We start from the raw sequence: 18122 nt of genomic DNA, 5'->3' as shown, positions 1-18122 counted from the left end.
ACAGGTTTCAAGCTCGTATGTTGAACAAAATCATAGTATTTCTCACATTCACGGTTGCTTTTTATTGCTCCGCTGAATCGCTTGTCAGGCTTACTCCCGTTGCGACAGAACAACATCAGTTGCAAGTTGAAATTGAGATGGACCAGCTCGACGGTCAGACCCTGCAATTTGCCATGCCGATTTGGCGAACGGGTCGCTACGAGCAACTCGATTTTGCCAGCGCGATGACTAATCTTGAAGTCGTTGATAGCAAAGGTAATCCGTTGCCGGTCACGGCTATTTCCGATCACCAATGGCAGGCGCCATTAGCGGGCAGCGACAGCGCGGTGATCCGCTATTTATTGACTGCCGATGACTTGGCGATGCGCACTCGCCACTTGGATGAATCCCATTTGTTTGTCGATTTTGCTGCCGCGGTGGTGGCGGTTGAGGGCGTTCAGGAGCAGTCATATCAAGTAGAACTCTCGGTGCCGCGGCATTGGCAGGTGCGCTCAGGGTTGGCGCAGGGCGCAACAGCAAACGTGTTGATTGCAGATAACTATCAGCAGTTGGTTGATTCGCCGGTTGAAGCGGGCGAGCATGAATATCGCTCCTTCAATTACCAAGGGGCCAAATTTGAATTGGTGGTCTGGGGCCATACGCCAGCGGATTTAGACAAGCTCAATGCGGATATCAAGAAGTTAGTGGTTGCGTCTTACCAATTGTGGGGCCATTTCCCGTTTTCTAAATATGTCTTTATGGTGCATGCCACCGACAATATTCGCGGTGGCACGGAGCATTTGAATTCCACCATTATGCAGTGGGATCGTTTCAAGTTTAATGATGACGAAAACTACCTCGATTTCATGGGACTTGTCGCCCATGAATTTGTTCATACTTGGAATGTCAAAGCCTACCGACCAGCGGCTTTTGTGCCATACGATCTGAATCACCGCCACCACTCGACCTTGCTGTGGTTGGCTGAAGGCTCAACCAGTTACCTACAAGAAAAGTTGTTGCTGAAATCTGGTTTGATGGATGAGGCCAAGTTTTATCAACGGTTGGCCAAACGCTTGAGCCGCCATCAAGCAACACCGGGCGGCAGCCATCAAGCGGTTGCCGACGCCAGCTGGTACAAATGGAACCAGCACGGCGGTCAGCACGGCCACAATTTCGACGCCAATATTTACCAAGAAGGTTTTGCTGCGACGCTGGCGCTCGATATTTGGCTATTGCAGCACTCTGACAATCAAGCTGGTGTTGCGGCGCTTCACCGCTTGCTCTACCAACGGTTTAGTTTGCCCAATGGCCTAACCGAAGCTCAGGTGCAACAGGCGATGGCTGAATTGGTGACGACACCGGCCGATGTCGGCCAATGGTGGCAGCAGCATATTGACTCGCCTTTAGCTGTTGATTGGAGCGAGCTATTAGCCGAGGCTGGGCTACAAAACAAAGCCAACGACAAAGCCAAGTTTTGGTTTGGAGCGAGTCTCAAGGCCGCCGCTGAAGCCCTTAAAGTCGGGGCTGTCGCAACCGATAGCCCTGCATGGACCGCAGGATTAACTCAAGGCGATCGGATTGTCGCGGTGGACGGCTTTGCTGTTCATTCTGGCAACTTCGATCGCGTTCAACACAGCTGGGCAGCGGGCCAGACGTTGCACTTGCACTTATTCCGCCAAGGTATTTTGACCAAGCGAGAAGTGACCCTTGCGCCGCCACAGCAGCTGATCAACAAACTGCAGGTGGCACCAAAAACCTCGTCAGAGGCCGATGCCCTCCGCAAGGCTTGGTTGGCGAACCGTTAAGCGTGGCTTCGCGATTGGCTGGCATTACTGGCGAGCCAATCGCAGCGGCGCAGGCTGCTGTTCGAAGTTTGAGCGGAACGGGTTGATGTCTAGCCCTCCGCGGCGGGTGTAGCGGGCCAGAACCGATAATTGCTGAGGCTGACAAAAGGTCATCAAATCGGTGTAGATACGCTCGACGCACTGTTCATGAAACTCGTTGTGAAGACGAAATGAAATGAGATAGCGGAGCAATGCCTCACGGTCGATCTGAGGACCGCGATAGCGGATCTGCACCGAGCCCCAATCAGGCTGATTGGTGATCAAACAGTTAGATTTGAGCAGATGGCTCACCAGTGTTTCTTCGACTTCAGGACCGCTCGCCGCGCCGTTTAGTAGCTCGTTATTGAATTCAAAATTGGCGACCTCGATATCGAGCTCATCGAGGCATTCACCGTCCAACTCAACCAGTGGTAACTGGTTAAATTGTTGTGGTAGCAACAGCTTGACCGATACCTGTTGGCCTGCACATTCGCTCAAGTCCTTGCTCATCAGCTGTTGGACCTGTGCTATGGAATCAAATCGGCTTTGGTTAAAGCTATTGAGGTATAACTTGAATGATTTTGATTCGATTAAGTTGGGGCTGGTACACGGCAAGGTGAATAGGCCTATCGCGACCACCGGCTTACCTTTGCTGTTGAGCCAACTAATTTCGTAACCGGTCCAATCGTCTACGCCGTGAAATGGCAAAGCCGCGGCGCTAATGTTGATATCGTCGCGGTTTAATGACCGCGGCACTGCTTGCAGTTGGGATGGATCGTATTGCTCTGGGTAATTGGTATGTTGGCCAAGCCCTAAGCCTTTTAGCTCAGGGGCATCATGATAATGCTTGCTCATGGGATAAGATAAATTAGCTGATGAAAATGACCGCTTTATTGTATATCAATCGACGGATGAAAAACTGAAATGAATGATCGAAAAGCCACCGCGAAGGCGCTACAGCAACTCATTGACCGCTACCAGAGCGATTATGTATCGCAAACTGGCGAACCGCATGTGGTGGTGATTGACCAAGATTGGCCCTCTCCCTGTGTGCCAAGCGATGCCGAAGAAGGGAGTGACAGCCAGTGGCATGCGGTAGAGCGCGACGATGCCGACCAGTTTGCTGAATTGGAACAAGCCATGTCGGTTGATTTACATCCTAGTGGCAAAGCCTATTGGAATGCATTGTATGGCGCGGGTATCACCATTGAATCTGAGATTGGCGCGGTCGAGTTGTTGTTGCCTTGGAATCAGGATGACTATGTCCGCTTCTTGCAAAACTTAACCGGACATTTGCTCACTCAAAAACGCTTTAAGCTCGAACCCAGTGTCTTTATTGGGGTGGCTGTTGATTCTGAATTGGTGGTGTCAGTGGCTGATGATGGCTCGATTGTTGCCGAATTACCGGGCCGCAAACCGAGCCATACCCTAGCACCAGATCTGATGGAATTTTTACAATCAGCGAAGCCGCTAATTCTCTAATACCTCGCCTAACTCCCTCTTAATTCATTAATTTGCTGCTGCAGTGAGAGCACTTGCTGTTGCAGCTGTCGCACCGCTTGGCTTAGCTGCTCAGTGGTCATGGCTTCAAGCTCTGGCGATTCGGATGCTTGCGCTACCACTTTGCGAGCGGAAGCGGCGCTATCGCCACTTTGCTGTGCGGCTTTCACCGCTGGCATTAGAATAGCCAAAGGTACGGGGTGTGATAAGTGGCGCTTAACTCGGGCAACGGTTGGCTCTTGATGTTGAGCTCGAATATGAGCAACGGCTTGATCAACGATGGCTTGATAATCTGGCATAGCAGGACTGAAGTTAACGAAAGAGGGTTGCAGTTTACAAAGTCGCGCCGGCAAAACCTAGAGCCTGTTTATCTTTGCTGTTTATCTTTGCAGTCCGACGGGGCTTCATTGGTTTGAACAAAATGTGTTCAGACACGCAAATTTGCATGTTGCCAAAATGATCCCATTGGCTTTGTTGGTTATTCCTCGTAGGTTCGGAAAAAAGCCAGACCAATGTAAGGGATATAATGACAACAACAACCTCACTGCGATTGCAATATTTGGGCGCGGAAGACGCTGGAATTGCCGCTAGCCTGCTGTTTCAGGCTTATCATGATGACGCCATGTTTCAGCGTATTTTTGATGCTGACAATGAAAACTATGAACAGCGTTTGCGTGCGCTTTTTCGTGAAGAGCTGGATGTGTTCTGGCAATATCACTTGCCGGTCATCGGAGCATTTGATAGCGATTTATTAGTTGGCGTGGCCTGTTTACAAACGCCAGACTCGCCGCTTGCTGGTGGCCGGTTCTGGAACTGGCGAATGAAGATGCTGCTGTCCGCGGGGATTGTCAGTACCAGCCGCTTGCTAGGAAAAGAGCAACGTATTTGTCAGGCTTTGCCCTCGGATAATTGCTACCAATTAAGTTTACTCGCTACGGCGCCGAATTATCAGGGCCATGGGGTTGGCGATACCTTGTTGGCTGGCGTTGAGAGTTTATTAGAAGAGGGCGGTAGTGCTGATGGCGTGGGTATTTTTGTCAGCCAACAGCGTTCTATTCAATGGCTGGAAAATCATCGTTATCAGCAAATTAAGCAGCTTGAGTTTGCCAATATATCTGGCACCTTGATGTTCCTCCATCGCTAAGGCATCACGCAAAGGTCTCAGGCGGCTGGTTGAGCCGCGCGGTGAATGGCCCTAAACAGTGTGCGATATTTCGCACACTGTTTGTAAGACTTTGTGTTATCTATGGCGCAGTCATAACCCCATCAAATAAGATTAACTAGTTGATTAATAATCGAATAAATTGCTTGTGCTGCTATGTTTCTTGGTTTGTGTAACTTAACAATTCTTTAGCATCCATTGCTGAAAAACACCGCAGGGGTACATTAGATCTCGAGTTGGCGACAAGCATGGATGCAGTATCACAGGGGGTGATAGCAGGACGCTCGTCAAGTGAGCTGGATGCTCCATTAAACTCGGAGAGTTTAATCACTCAGATCGCAAGGACGTTATCAGGATGCAGATCGGGATTGATCGCAGGGGAATAAGGAACGCCAATTAGGCGGCAGTACGGATACTGGCATAATCAGGATGACTATGACGGGGGAGTGAGCGGGATGCTCATAAAAAGCTGGGGTTGCTTGCAGCCCCGGCTTTTTGGTGTCGGCATGATTTGCTCTTAAATCTTAAATCGTCCAACCAACTGCGCCACTTCATTGGTGTGAGAGCCAACCCGCTCATTGGCGCTGGTGACGTCGAGTGTGATTTGATAGGTCTCTTCGGCAATTTGCTTAATGCGGACGCCATTTTCAGAGATCTGATCGGCGGTGCTGCTCTGCTCCTCGGAAGCCGCCGCAATTTGTGTATTCATATCGGCGATGGATTTTACCGCGACACTAATTTGCTCTAATACATCACCGGTTTGAGCAGCCAGCTCAACGACTTGCTGAGTACCATTCTGACTGGCTTTCATTGCTTCAACCGCTGCTGCACTTTCACTTTGTAAGCGCTCAATAATGTCTCGGATCGAGCTGGTGGATTCTTGGGTTCGCTGCGCTAAGGTCCGCACTTCATCGGCGACCACAGCAAATCCTCGGCCCTGTTCGCCAGCCCGAGCGGCTTCAATTGCAGCATTCAACGCCAGTAAATTCGTCTGTTCGGCGATACTGCTAATGACATCCATCACCGTGCCAATTTCATGGCTGCCGGTTTCTACTCGCTGGATCACCTGTGCTGATTTCTCAATGTCAGACACTAAATCTTCAATGCTCTCAACGGTCTTGTTAACCACGGCGCGGCCATTGTCGACATCGGTGTCGGCCTTGTGCGTCGCCGAAGCGGCATCACTGGCATTGCGTGCGACTTCTTGTACCGTGGCGGCCATCTCGGTGACTGCGGTAGCAATTTGATCATTCTCTGCTTGCTGATTGGAGGTGGCTTGCTGTGCCTTGGTGATTTGCCGAGTGGCTTTACCCAGCTCATTGTTGAGGCCCGACATGGCGCCTTTAATATGGCCAATAATGCCGGCCTGATTTTCAACAAAGGAATTAAAGGCAACGCATAGTTCGCCAATTTCGTCCTTACCCTGGACCTTGATCCGCTGGGTCAGGTCGCCTTCGCCCTCGGCGATATCACGGATCCGATCGCGGACATCGTGAATGACATTGGTTGAGTAGATGGCTGTGACATAAGCGATTGAAAAAGCGACGACAATGCCAATGATGGCAACCGACCAGATGGTCCAGGTGACGTTTTCTCTTATCTCTCTGGAGTGTTTGATGCTTGCAGCGGCTTCTTGCTCAGTCAGTTCTGTGAGCTTATCAATCAAGTCTCGGGCGCGCTCAAATTGCTCAGTGGACTGGCCCACGCTCATGGTTGCTGCTCGTTGCTTGGAATCGGCCGCGGTACTCAGGACATTATTCGACACGGTTTGCCAGCGACTTAACTCGCTTTGAAAATCGTTGTACATGCGAAGTTGTGCTGAATCGGTTGCCAGCGCTTGGGCACTTTTGACGCGGTCGGCTGCTTGCTGGATATTTTCCTGATGCTGAGTGACTAATGCCGCGTAATCAGGATGGGAAGAATCAATCGATATCAGGGTGCGCTCTGCCAATATGGACTGATACAAATCACGATCGGCTTGCAGCAGAAAGTTCACCCGCGGCAAAAAACTGTCGGAAAAGGTCGAGGTGTCGTTGCCTAACTGGCGGGTGGCGCTTAACGAAACCACGATTAAAACGACAATTGCTGTTCCGAATATGGCCGCAATTAACATTTGCTTGGCCATAAATCTTAAGTTGTGAAGCCATCCCATAACTCAATCATCCTCCAGTTGAGATGACTTTAACTGTAGCAATGGCTTGTTATATCTCCATTTATTGCCTCACGAAATTAATAAAGTGAGGCATCACCAGCATTTATTTTGGCGTTAATTCCTTTCATCAATATGGGGGGCGGGTTTGACCTGCTGAAACAATTGCCCAATGGCTTGGCTGAGCGCCGCCGAACGCTGTGGCCAACGGAGTGCTTGCAGTGTGGCTTGGCGACATTCAGGAATGGCCGTTAAATCCGCAACAAGTGCGGCGAACACCATATTACCTTGGTCGCAGCGTAGTAAGCTTTCCAGTAGGTTCACGGCGCGTTCTGGCTGATTGAAATAGCGCCAGTGGCGACCGCACAGGGTGATCAGCAGATCAATCGACAGGCTAGTGTCCAACAGTTCAGCAATGGCCTCGGCAGCGGGTTGCTGTTGTGCTCCAGTGAGAGCTCGAAGCCAGAATGTTTCTCGTTTGTTATTGGGCCAGCTCAGTAGTTGCTGTTGGATAACCGCTGGCAGCTCAATGTGCTCAAGGCACTGGGCAAGTGCGCAAAAGGCAGGTTCGGGCAATTGGTCTAAGTGCTTGGCGATGGCCGCAGCGCAATCGCTATCGAGTCGTTCGGTTAAATCAGCAATGCCCTGAAAGCCCAATGCTTGCCAGCCTGACTCTGTCGGTTGATGGCAGAAGTACTGGTAAGCTGGCTCGTAATAAATAGAAGCAGGTTGGTGTAGTTTATTGCGAATGCGGGCATTCAATACGGCTAACTTTTCGGTGGATGGTTTGAACGCATATGGATGATTGTTGAGCGCCTCGGCATCGATATCGGCATTGGCAATGTCCTCACCTAATGCTTGAACGACCATCCGGATAAAGTCATCGCGACCGCTAAAAATCAGTTTACTGACTTCATCAACGGCAAATTTCAGCAGCCACAAATAAGGTGTTTGGGCTTGGTCTGGCTTGGAAAATACAACAGCAAAACAAGCATGACCTTGGATCGGATACGGGTAAGGAAGCGCACCTTGCTCAAATTCGACAAATTGCTGCTTGCTAATTCGTTGTACGGTTCGACCCATGTCGTAAACCGTATAATGACAACCGCCAAGGGTTAAAACCTGATCAATGGTGCTCATGAGCGTGACTAAATCCTGAAATAATCGGGCTGGGCATTGTAAGGGATGGTGCTTCGTTGGCAAAATCCACGTCTTATTTTTCTATATAAGCGGGATTGATTATGGTGCGTCGCCAAACCATGGCGAAACTGCTTGAGCAGCTGGAGACTGAACTGAAGGCGCAACAATTGTGGCAATCTCAGCCGCCTTCGGCGCAAGCGTTGGCCAGCACAGAGCCCTTTTGCATCGATACCTTGAGCTTGGCGCAGTGGCTGCAATTTGTGTTTCTACCGACCATGAGGCAATTGCTCGCAGAACAGCGCCAGTTGCCCGAGTCCATCGCCATTGCGCCGCTGGCTGATGAAGTGTACCGACACCAGATGCCACAGCGCGCGGCTCTGATCGACATTATCAGGAAGATCGATGCTTGTTGAGCGCCCAGAGCTGTCGATTCTCTATCTCGATGATGATCTCGTTGCCATCGACAAACCCAGTGGTTTGCTGGTCCACCGGACCGCATTGGCTCGTGGTGAAATATGGTTTGCCATGCAATTGGTGCGCGATATGCTCGGCTCGCACGTTTTCCCCGTGCATCGCCTCGACCGGCCGACCTCGGGCGTGTTGCTATTCGCCCGCAGCGCTGATGTTGCTCGACAACTTGGTGAGCAATTTCAGCAGCATCAGGTGGACAAGCGTTATATCGCTTTGGTCCGAGGTTGGCTGTACGGCAGCGGGACCATCGATTACCCTCTCAAAGAGCAACTTGATAAAACCACCGATGGCCTAGCCGATCAGCAAAAACCGGCGCAACAGGCGATCACACATTACCAAGCGGTATCCCACCTCGAGTTGCCGTATCCTGCAGGACGTTACCAAAGTAGCCGATTAACGTGGCTGCGGTTAATACCGGAAACTGGCCGCAAGCATCAGTTGCGGCGGCACTTAGCGCACTTGCGACACCCCATTATTGGCGATACGACTCATGGGGATGGACGCCAAAACAGGGCGTTTGCCGGTTATGCTCAAGTGCAGCGTTTAATGCTGCACGCCGAGCAGATGACGTTTAGCCATCCGACTCGTCAACAGCGAATAACCATCGCGGCGCGCTGCCCGCAGGAGTGGCAGTTGATGGCGGCGAGTCGTCATTGGCCTATTTGTCCCTCTCTGATAACCAACAGACCATAAATAAGGAGAAGAATTTATGACCCAATTGGCCATCATCGTCGGTTCGGTATACGGCGGAGCCGCCGATTTAGCAGCCCAAATCCAAGAGAAGGCACAAGATAAGTCGATCGAAGTCAGTATCTTTGACGATGCTACTTTGCAGCAAGTGACCGATTTTACTACTGAACATTGGCTGGTTGTGACGTCAACCACGGGCCAGGGAGATTTGCCACCCAACATCGAAGGTTTTTATCACCAATTGAATGACACCTTTCCGATGCTCAGTGACACCAAAGCGGCCGTGTTAGCGCTGGGCGATAGCAGTTACGGCGAAACCTTTTGCGGCGCCGGCACCTTAATGGCGAACTTGCTCGATGAGTTGGGCTGCCAACAACTGATGCCAGCCCTTCACATTGATGCTTGTGAGCATTTTGAGGCGATCAACGGTGCTAGAGAGTGGATTGACGATTTACTCGCCCAGTTATAGCGGCAGGGGTTGTCCCCTTTTAGTGAATCGAAGCGCACATTGCTGTTATATCTGTCTTAGCCCTGTTCTGGAAAATCAGCCGAATTGTATCAAGTTGTTAATGCACTTCCGTGTTAGCTATCGGCGCGATGTGTTGATCTTGTATGGCTTATTGTTTTATTTGTTGCCAGCCAATGGCAACTATGGTGGTGATAAACCCATTGAATTTTATTCGATTCTCGACCAAATAAGCTGATTTACGAGGCGTTAACAACTGGTCCAAATTGGTGCAATCGTGAGACCGTTTTCTATTTGAAGTGCGCCACAACTTGCGTAAACACGATGTCATCAACTGATTTAAATGTGATTTTGGTCACAGATGATGGCGCTAGTGGTCTCTACTATCAGCGCCGTTGGTTAGCACAGGCTAAGCTGAACAACAGTTAGACAATTTGCGCGTTAGACAGGTAGTTAGCGGATTTGACGAGCAAAATAAAAGAGTGAAATTGACACCCAACTGTCATCTGATTGCAATCAAGGACAGTTAAAAAGTGCAAAAGTTCACGTAAAAATGAAAAAAATTTCAAAGTTTGCTGACAGCTCAGCAAATTGAACTATCTTTCACTGGCGTAACAACTGTTACGTTTGGTTAAAGCGCAGTTAACGGTGGCTCCGGAAACTGCAATAACGATAACAATGTGATTTTGCCCACCCGGGCGTTGAGCTGGAAATTTCCGCTCATCAAATAGGTAATAACGAAGAGCTGCGGCTTTTCAAAAAATAACTGATAAGGGAAGTCATCATGACTCAAATCAAAGCACTTTCTGCCGCAGTCGCTGCGGTACTCGTTTCTTCTAGCGCCTTGGCGGTTGAATTCCACGGCTATGGTCGTGCGGGCATGTCTACTACTGGCGACGGTGGTGAGCAAACTTGTTATGGTAATGGTCCTGACGGTCACAAGGCAGGTCGCTTGGGTAACGAATGTGACACTTACGTTGAAATGAGCTTCCAACAAGAGCTTTACAACCAAGGTGGCAAAAAATTCCGCATCGAAGTAATGCCTGTATTCACTTCTGAAAATGACTTCCAAGGCAACTCTGCGCAATGGAACCCAACCTACAACAACCCAGACGACGACGATCAAGTGAATGCTTGGCGTGGTGGTGACTGGTCTATGCGTCAGTACTACGCAGCGGCAGAAGGCGTGCTGAACTTTGCCCCTGAAGCAACCATTTGGGCAGGTAAGCGTTTCTACCAACGTAAAGACATCCACATCATGGATTGGTACTACCTGAACAACTCAGGCTACGGTGTTGGTATCGAGAACGTTCAAGCTGGCGTTGGTAAACTATCGGTAGCTTGGATCAACGTTGACCAGCATGTTGGCGGCGGCAGTATCAATGATAAAGACGAAGCAAACCGTATCACCAGCATCGTACAGAGCAACAAGCTTGACGTACGTTACTCTGGTATTCCTCTGTGGGAAGGCGCTTCTATGGAGTTGGTTGGTATCTACGGTTGGGCTGACCTGACTGATGCACAAGACGACTTGGGTTATGGCGACGAAGATGGTTACTTCTTCACTGCAGAGATCTCTCACGGCTTGATGGGCGGCTTCAACAAGATTGTCTTGCAATACGGTAAAGACTCGATGGGCGATGCTGCTTGGATGAATCACGGTGGTGAATCTTCACTGTCTACGCCTTGGTGGGATGGTGCGAAGCAAGAATCTTATCGCTTCATCGATTGGGGTGTAATCAACCTAAGTGAGAAAGTTGAGTTGGGCTACTCGTTCATGTACGCCAAATCTGAAACTCACGGTGACAACAATGGCGAACTCAATGAAGAAAAACCAACTCTCATTAGTGTTGTTGCGCGTCCAATGTACAAGTGGGATGACGTGATGAAGACCACTCTTGAAGTTGGTTACACCAAAGAAGATGATATCTTCAGCGGCGACAGCGTTGATTTGTACAAAGCTGTGATTGCTCAAGAGTGGACTGCCGGTCCTAGCTTCTGGTCTCGTCCTGCGATTCGCGTTTATGCTGGTTCATTCTTCGGCGACCAAGCAGAAGCTCGTAACGATGATGGCGACATCCGCGTAGGTGCACAAGTTGAAGCTTGGTGGTAAGCCACTTCTATTAACCGTTTAACGGTTTAAGCAAAACCCCCGTTAGCCTTGCTATTCGGGGGTTTTTTCTTTAGCTTTCATGAACAAATCGATGGCTCATTAGTCTAATGAGCAGTTATACCTTGTTGAGGGGAGTTGTGTGACACACAGTAAACGTTTCGTGTTGGCCTTGAGCTGCTTTGCCAGTAGCCTGATGTTAGGTAGTTTTTCTGCACGTGCTTATGATGAACCTTCCGCCAGTGCATTGGTGACATCGCTGAGCCAAGCCCAAAGCTGCTGTGCCAGTATTGCCGATTTACCATTTCAACCGGTCGCACTCGACAGCACGACCGATGTCTTGATTGATGAGAATTCTCCGGCATTCGAGTTTCATACTGGTAAAAGTTACTTTGCCGCGTTTAAGCTGCCAGAAAATGTTCCGACGTTTTCCGTATTTATTCAAAGTCGCGCCAAGAAATCAGTATTTTCCCCTTCGGTGTTATTACTCGACGCAAATCGTACGCCGGTTCGGGTGATCCCAGCCAGTGTAGCTCGTTATACCGAAGCCCAAATGCTCGATCCGGACTCGCTCGACATGTCGTTCAACATTGAACGTTCGTACTTGGATAACCCAAAAACCGAGTACTACTTGGTGATCATGACCACGCCAAGTGATATGGCTGGTCAAACTCAGCTAATCCATCCGTCTAAAACCTTCGCTAAGCGCAACAATACCGTACCGCCAGATATTGACGATCCGATTGCCCGTCATTCTCCCGGCGGTTTAGTGAAGCTTGAATTGCGCTCAGGCACGGTGGAGTCGAATGCTGATTTCATGTCGCGAGTCAGTAATAAGGTGAACTCTTGGTTTGGTGTTGGCGAATCTACTGATAATGGTGCTGCTGGTCATCAAGTGAGCGCCGCTAGTTCGCCGGCTGTTTCTACGAATGTGCCGCCGCAACCGATTGGTCAAGCGATTCCTGACCGCTCACCAACTCCGGGTATGCAGGCCCAGCAAACGGTGCGGCAAGTACCGGTGAATATGTTGGCTGAAACCGAGGCATTCTATAACCAATTGATTACCTCAAAGGTTGCAGAAGGTGATATTGATAGCGCCATGCGCTTAGTAGAAGAAGCTGAGCGGGCCGGTTCAAAAACGGCACGAGATAGCTTTATTGAGGCGGTCAAAGGGCTGAAATAGCCATCTCTCTTGCTATTCTATCTGGGCCAAAACTATCGGCCCAGATAGCCATTTCCAAATGGCTTGTAACTTCAGCCATACAGCAACACTGATTAATCCTTCATCAAGATCTATATTTGTGACATAGATCCAGATATACTCCGCGCCCCGGTCATCCACTCCGCGACTTAATGTGCAGCTTTTCTGGTGGCGACTAGGCTAACTGGATACAAGTCTTGCTGCGCAAGAATATTCCACCGATGTATTTTCTCTTTTAAGGCGCGTGAATGTCTGAACTACCCAATGCGAGCTTCGCCGATCTGGGCTTGCCCGATCATCTCTTACAGGCCCTACAGGAAGTAGGTTACGAAACCCCTTCTCCAATTCAGGCGGAAACGATTCCCCATGTATTGAATGGCCACGATGTGTTGGGTCAGGCCCAGACTGGTACCGGTAAAACGGCGGCCTTTGCGTTGCCTCTGGTTGCCAATATTGATGTCAGCGCCAGAACACCACAAGCCTTAGTGCTTGCGCCAACCCGCGAATTAGCGATTCAAGTTGCCGAAGCATTTCAAAAGTATGCGGCTCACCGCAAAGGCTTCCATGTGTTGCCGATTTATGGTGGTCAGAATTACAGCAGCCAAATCCGCTCGCTCAAACGTGGCGTGCAAGTTGTGGTTGGTACGCCCGGTCGTGTGATGGACCACATGCGTCGTGGTACGCTGGATTTGTCAGACCTGCAAACATTGGTTCTTGATGAAGCCGATGAAATGCTCCGCATGGGCTTTATTGATGACGTTGAGTGGATTTTAGAACAACTGCCTGAACAGCATCAGACTGCACTGTTCTCGGCAACTATGCCAAAAGAAATCAAGCGTATTGCAACGCGATACCTTGATGCCCCGAAAGAAGTCACCATTAAGGTCAAGACTCAGACCGCCTCGACTATTCGCCAGCGTGTGTGGATGGTGAGCGGCCTGCATAAACTCGATGCACTGACTCGCATTCTCGAATCAGAGCCATTTGATGGCATGATCATTTTCGTCCGCACCAAGAACTCTACCGAAGAGTTGGCCGATAAGCTGCGCGCGCGCGGTTATGCCGCCTCTGCGTTAAATGGTGATATGCCACAGCAAGCGCGAGTTCGTACTGTTGAAGGCTTGAAGAGTGGTGATATCGATATTCTGATTGCCACCGATGTTGCTGCTCGTGGCTTGGATGTTGAACGTATCAGCCATGTGCTTAACTACGACATTCCTTACGATACCGAAGCTTACGTTCACCGTATTGGCCGTACCGGTCGCGCAGGCCGCAGCGGCGAGGCGATTTTATTTGCCGCACCGCGCGAGCGCCGCATGTTGAAATCGATTGAACGCGCGACGCGTCAGCAAATCGAATTGATGCAATTGCCGACGACTGATGCGGTCAATGATATTCGAGTGCAACGTTTCAAAGATCGGATCACCGAAAGCTTAGGTATCGATGATGCTGAGTTGGCCAAATATCAGGAAATCATCGAGCAATATCAAAGTGAGCACAATGTGCCTGCGCTGGAAATTGCTGCTGCGCTGGTGAAAATGGTGCAGGGTGAATCACCGCTGTTCTTGAAAGACAAGCCACAGCGCCCTGCTCGTGAGCGTGATTTTGATGCCAGAGATCGCAAAGAAGGCCGTGGTGAGCGCCGCGAACGCAAGCCTCGCCAACGTCGTGATGACGTGGATATGGACACTTACCAAATTTCTGTTGGTTATGAGCATGGCGTGTCTCCGAAACATATTGTTGGCGCGATCGCGAATGAAGCAGGTATCGAGAGCCGTTATATTGGCGCCATTGAAATCGGCGACGAGCATTCTCACGTCGATTTGCCAAAAGGGATGCCTGATGATGTTTATGCGCACCTCAAGTCGGTGAAGATTTTAGGTAAGCCTATTCGTCTGCAACTGGCTGATGGCGAAGAAATCAGCAAGTCGAAAGCGAAACGCCGAGGCAAGCCCGGCCAAGATGATTTTCGTCGCAAGGGCGGCAATGACAAGCCGCGCAAATTTGATAAGCGAAAGCCACGCTCGTCTAAATAGTCACGCCAGAGCCATCCGCATCGGGTGGCTTTTTTTTACCTGCTCCATATCCCATAATTAGCCCTTTTATATGTGAATTGGTAAGGCCAATTTGGTCTCTATTATTCACGATTCAAAATAAATAGCGCTTAGCGAGCTGCTACTTGATGCCAATAATCATGATGCTTACGTTCGCACCAATGTGCTCACTCTAGACATTTTGTCACCATTAGAAAGCGGAATTTGCAGCATAAAATGAGCTGCATGAAGTCACTCCTCCTGCACTGTAATCGCGATTTTTTTTGCCTTGAAAACTGTTGTGCCAACCATTTTTATTGATTTTCCATCACCAGAACAGGTCGCCTTGTCTGACAGATTTGTCCGAGCCAAAAGCTAGCATCATTCCATTTGAATGGCTTTTAGATTCATTGGTTACAGATGTTGATCACAGTATTGATGACAAATTTAACAAAATTGCTGACCAATTTGGTTAATCAAATTACAGTGTTTGTGTTGTTTATTGGTAAAGCCAATATTTAAATTTAGTAAGGCTATTGGTTTGTATTGTTTTGCTGTTCGTTCTGCCAGGGTGGTTGGGCTCAGCATAAAGCTTCCAAGGGATATCAAGAATGAAAAAGAAAATATTGCTCTCAGCAGTTGTTCTAGCTTTAACCGGCTGTAGCAATGACGACGGTTATGGCATTGGCAATTTCCGAGGCTCAGCTTCTTTGTCTGGTGATGCGCGCGTTGGCGAAACTCTGTCGGTCGCCATTACCGACAAAGACGGCGTTAAAGCAGGCACCGACGTTTACACTTGGATGGCCGACGGCGCAGCGATTGCCGGTGCAACGTCCAGCTCTTATGTTCTGACAGAAGCCGAGGCCGGCAAGCAAATTCGAGTGACCGTCGCTTACTCCGATGAGCGCAACAACAAAGAGGAAACTCGTACTCAGACCTCTGATCCAATTATTGGTAACGAAGCTGGTCTATTGACACTTTCTGGTGTGGCGGAAACGGGCGCAACCCTCAGTGCAACGCTGGCTGATGGCAATGGCATTGACCCCAGCGCAGTGGTCTACAGCTGGTTGGCAGATGGCGCCGTAATTGATGGTGCGACTGAATCAAGCTATGCCATTGCTGACACTGATGTCGGCAAGTCTATTACCGCTAAGGCGGATTACACCGACCGTGATGGCTTTAGTGAGAGCGTCACATCGGCAACAACTGATCCGGTTAAAGTTGCAAACACCCCAGGTATAGTGGCGATTGATAAACAAGCGCCCGTCGTTGATGACGTATTGACTGCATCAGTAACCGATGACAATGGCATTGACGGTGTCGCGATTAGCTACCAGTGGCTGGCTGATGGCGCTGCGATTGATGGCGCAACGGGTTCAAGCTTCACGGTTACTGCAGCCCAGCTCGATCAAGTACTCAGCGTGCAGGCAACCTATACCGACCAAGCTGACAACGCCGAAGAGATTGTTTCTGATGCAACGGCACCAGTCGCCGCGGCATTGATTAACGTGCCGGGCTCAGTCAGCCTCGATCAGGCAACGAAGTTAGTTGTTGGCCAAACCGTCACGGCGATGGTTGATGATGACAACGGCGCGACTGGCACGATCAACTATCAATGGCAAGCGGACGGTGTTGATATCTCTGGCGCCAACGCTGCTGAATACGTGGTGACCGCTGCTGACGCTGGTAAAGTGTTGTCTGTGACTGCGAATTACATTGATGATGCTGGCTTTGACGAATCAGGTCATAGTGCTGAGGCCGAAGAAATTGCTTACAGCAAAATTGTCACCAACTTTGCGGAGCTAGCTGCAGCGTTTGATGGAGAAGCCGAAGGTGATGTGATTGGCATGGCGCCGGGCGATTACTCTAACGCTGGGCTGCTGACTGTTGATGTTAAAAATGTTCATTTAACCCGCACAGCCGACGCCATTGCAGCGTCAGGTACGGCATTGGAAACAGCGGCGCTAAGCGGTGAAGTCTGTTTTGAAATTTTGGCCACTGCAGATGGCACATCGGCCGAAGATGGCGTTAAGTTTGACCAACTCTATTTTGTTGATTTCAACTATGTTGCGGACACCTCCTGTGATACCGACAGCTCGTCTGATGACTATTACATCAACAACAAGGCTGCCTACTTTAGCCTGACCAACACGCTGATGGAGAATGAAGCGAATACCTCTTCAAGCTCTACTTCATGGGTCTATGTGGGTGGTAGCAAGGCGCACGTTGCTCGCAATACTTTCTCTGGCAAAGTTGACGGCAAGAAAGGCTCATTTATTCGGGTTTCAGCAAATGGCCTTGATGAAGAAAGCAATCTATTGCCACCGGCGCAACATGTTGTTGAATACAACCTATTCCAGAATTTCGATGCTAGCGGCCAGTCCAGTGGTTATGGCTTGCAATTAGGTGATACCACCGGCACCAACTCAGTGAATAGTGCGGGTCACGTGCTTCGTTACAACCTGTTCGATGGTATTTTGGCTAAGACTCGGGTGGTGAAAGTGCAAACCAGTGGCAGTTATGTGTATGGCAATACGTTTGCCAATACCTACGGCATGGTGTCGCTGGAAAATGGTCAGCAAAACACGGTCTACGCCAACGTCTTTATCGGCATGAACGGCAACAAATATGAATCTGGTGTCAATGCTGCAGCATATGGCCATGTAGTGAGCAATAACTACTTTGCCGGCCAAGCCAGTGATTCCGACAGTGAACGTGCTTCTTTGGTGCTGACGTCTAACGAAAACAGTGATTCGGGTAACTCGACACTGACAACGTCACCGACCACCTTTAGCTACAACACCATTGTCAACAGCATGGCGCCGTTTATGGTGGGCAACAAAGGTTGTTCAGACACTCCGCTGACTTCTGCTGTATCCATGGCTAACTTGTTACTCAATGATTACGCTCCGGCGGAAAACACGGAATTAACAGGCATTAATGGCGCAACCAAGGTTGATGATGGTTCCTTGATTGATGATTGTGACAAAGCCACAGTGACCTTTGAGAATGACCATTACTACTCAGATGATATTGTCGGTGGTAGTGCGGCTTCCAAGTCTGTCTCTGGAACGGGTGTGATCACAGCAGCAGCACCGGCCACTGCGCCTAGCATTGATGCTAATGGTTTTGTCCAAGGAGCAGGTGATGATGCCGGTATTGGTGCCGATACCAGCAAGCTATATCGGATCATGCCAGCAGATGTAGGTGTTGGTTCGACTTGGGAATCTGACATCGATCACTCAGAGGTTTTCGGTCTGTAATCGGAAAAATCCCTACTGTTTTGAAAAAGCCAGCGTTAAGCCTGTCTCTTGATCACATCTTAGAGTTCAAGAGACTTGGCTAATTCGTACCCTTCAAGGATGGCTTGTAATTTGAGCCATCCTTGCCACAGCACT

General features: G+C 49.7%; 14 protein-coding genes. 10 read left to right on the top strand and 4 right to left on the bottom strand.

The window, feature by feature from the left end; translation table 11 throughout:
- The first annotated feature begins 17 nt into the window (after positions 1-17).
- A complete protein-coding gene (locus IC617_RS09805; RefSeq protein WP_224745913.1) occupies positions 18-1784 on the top strand; it encodes a M61 family metallopeptidase in 1767 nt (588 codons plus the stop codon).
- A gap of 24 nt (positions 1785-1808) precedes the next feature.
- Here IC617_RS09805 and queF read toward each other — a convergent pair whose 3' ends face one another.
- On the bottom strand, positions 1809-2657 hold the full coding sequence (gene queF, locus IC617_RS09800; protein WP_191144827.1) for an NADPH-dependent 7-cyano-7-deazaguanine reductase QueF: 849 nt from the start codon (positions 2655-2657) through the stop codon (positions 1809-1811).
- A gap of 69 nt (positions 2658-2726) precedes the next feature.
- Between queF and syd the strand changes: the two genes are divergently transcribed.
- Positions 2727-3284 carry a SecY-interacting protein gene (syd, locus tag IC617_RS09795; RefSeq protein ID WP_191144826.1) on the top strand — a complete coding sequence of 186 codons (558 nt, stop codon included), beginning with the start codon at positions 2727-2729 and terminating at the stop codon, positions 3282-3284.
- A gap of 8 nt (positions 3285-3292) precedes the next feature.
- On the opposite strand, the gene IC617_RS09790 is transcribed toward syd, so the two are convergent.
- Positions 3293-3601, bottom strand: a complete 309-nt coding sequence (locus IC617_RS09790) for a hypothetical protein (protein WP_191144825.1) — start codon at positions 3599-3601, stop codon at positions 3293-3295.
- A gap of 227 nt (positions 3602-3828) precedes the next feature.
- On the opposite strand from IC617_RS09790, the gene IC617_RS09785 reads away from it, so the two are divergent.
- Complete coding sequence (locus IC617_RS09785) at positions 3829-4446, top strand: GNAT family N-acetyltransferase (RefSeq protein WP_191144824.1); 618 nt, start codon at positions 3829-3831, stop codon at positions 4444-4446.
- A gap of 535 nt (positions 4447-4981) precedes the next feature.
- Here IC617_RS09785 and IC617_RS09780 read toward each other — a convergent pair.
- Together IC617_RS09780 and IC617_RS09775 are read right to left on the bottom strand one after the other, a co-directional pair.
- Positions 4982-6577: a methyl-accepting chemotaxis protein gene (locus tag IC617_RS09780; protein WP_191144823.1), complete on the bottom strand. Its 1596-nt coding sequence runs from the start codon at positions 6575-6577 to the stop codon at positions 4982-4984.
- Between the two features lie 153 nt (positions 6578-6730).
- The gene (locus tag IC617_RS09775; protein ID WP_191144822.1) at positions 6731-7753 is read right to left on the bottom strand and encodes a DUF3549 family protein; all 1023 of its coding nucleotides are present in this window, start codon (positions 7751-7753) and stop codon (positions 6731-6733) included.
- A 101-nt stretch (positions 7754-7854) separates the two neighbouring features.
- Between IC617_RS09775 and IC617_RS09770 the strand changes: the two genes are divergently transcribed.
- The 7 genes from IC617_RS09770 (at position 7855) to IC617_RS09740 (ending at position 17987) form a co-directional block, all read left to right on the top strand.
- Complete coding sequence (locus IC617_RS09770; RefSeq protein WP_191144821.1) at positions 7855-8166, top strand: YqcC family protein; 312 nt, start codon at positions 7855-7857, stop codon at positions 8164-8166.
- Complete coding sequence (gene truC / locus IC617_RS09765; protein ID WP_191144820.1) at positions 8156-8917, top strand: tRNA pseudouridine(65) synthase TruC; 762 nt, start codon at positions 8156-8158, stop codon at positions 8915-8917. Before IC617_RS09770 ends, truC begins: the two co-directional genes overlap by 11 nt.
- Positions 8918-8933: 16 nt before the next feature.
- On the top strand, positions 8934-9383 hold the full coding sequence (locus IC617_RS09760) for a flavodoxin domain-containing protein (RefSeq protein WP_191144819.1): 450 nt from the start codon (positions 8934-8936) through the stop codon (positions 9381-9383).
- Positions 9384-10164: 781 nt separating this feature from the next.
- Positions 10165-11493 carry a maltoporin LamB gene (gene lamB, locus IC617_RS09755; RefSeq protein WP_191144818.1) on the top strand — a complete coding sequence of 443 codons (1329 nt, stop codon included), beginning with the start codon at positions 10165-10167 and terminating at the stop codon, positions 11491-11493.
- Between the two features lie 139 nt (positions 11494-11632).
- The gene (locus tag IC617_RS09750; protein WP_191144817.1) at positions 11633-12673 is read left to right on the top strand and encodes a MalM family protein; all 1041 of its coding nucleotides are present in this window, start codon (positions 11633-11635) and stop codon (positions 12671-12673) included.
- Positions 12674-12939: 266 nt separating this feature from the next.
- Entirely contained in the window at positions 12940-14727 is a 1788-nt protein-coding gene (locus IC617_RS09745; protein ID WP_191144816.1) for a DEAD/DEAH box helicase, read from the top strand.
- 608 nt (positions 14728-15335) lie between these two features.
- Positions 15336-17987, top strand: a complete 2652-nt coding sequence (locus IC617_RS09740; RefSeq protein ID WP_191144815.1) for a chondroitinase-B domain-containing protein — start codon at positions 15336-15338, stop codon at positions 17985-17987.
- Positions 17988-18122: the final 135 nt, after the last annotated feature.

The organism is Neiella litorisoli, assembly GCF_014773395.1.
Classification (GTDB): Bacteria; Pseudomonadota; Gammaproteobacteria; order Enterobacterales; family Neiellaceae; genus Neiella; species Neiella litorisoli.
The sequence above is the reverse complement of the archived record's forward strand: the minus strand, read 5'-3'. Positions and strand labels throughout refer to the sequence as shown.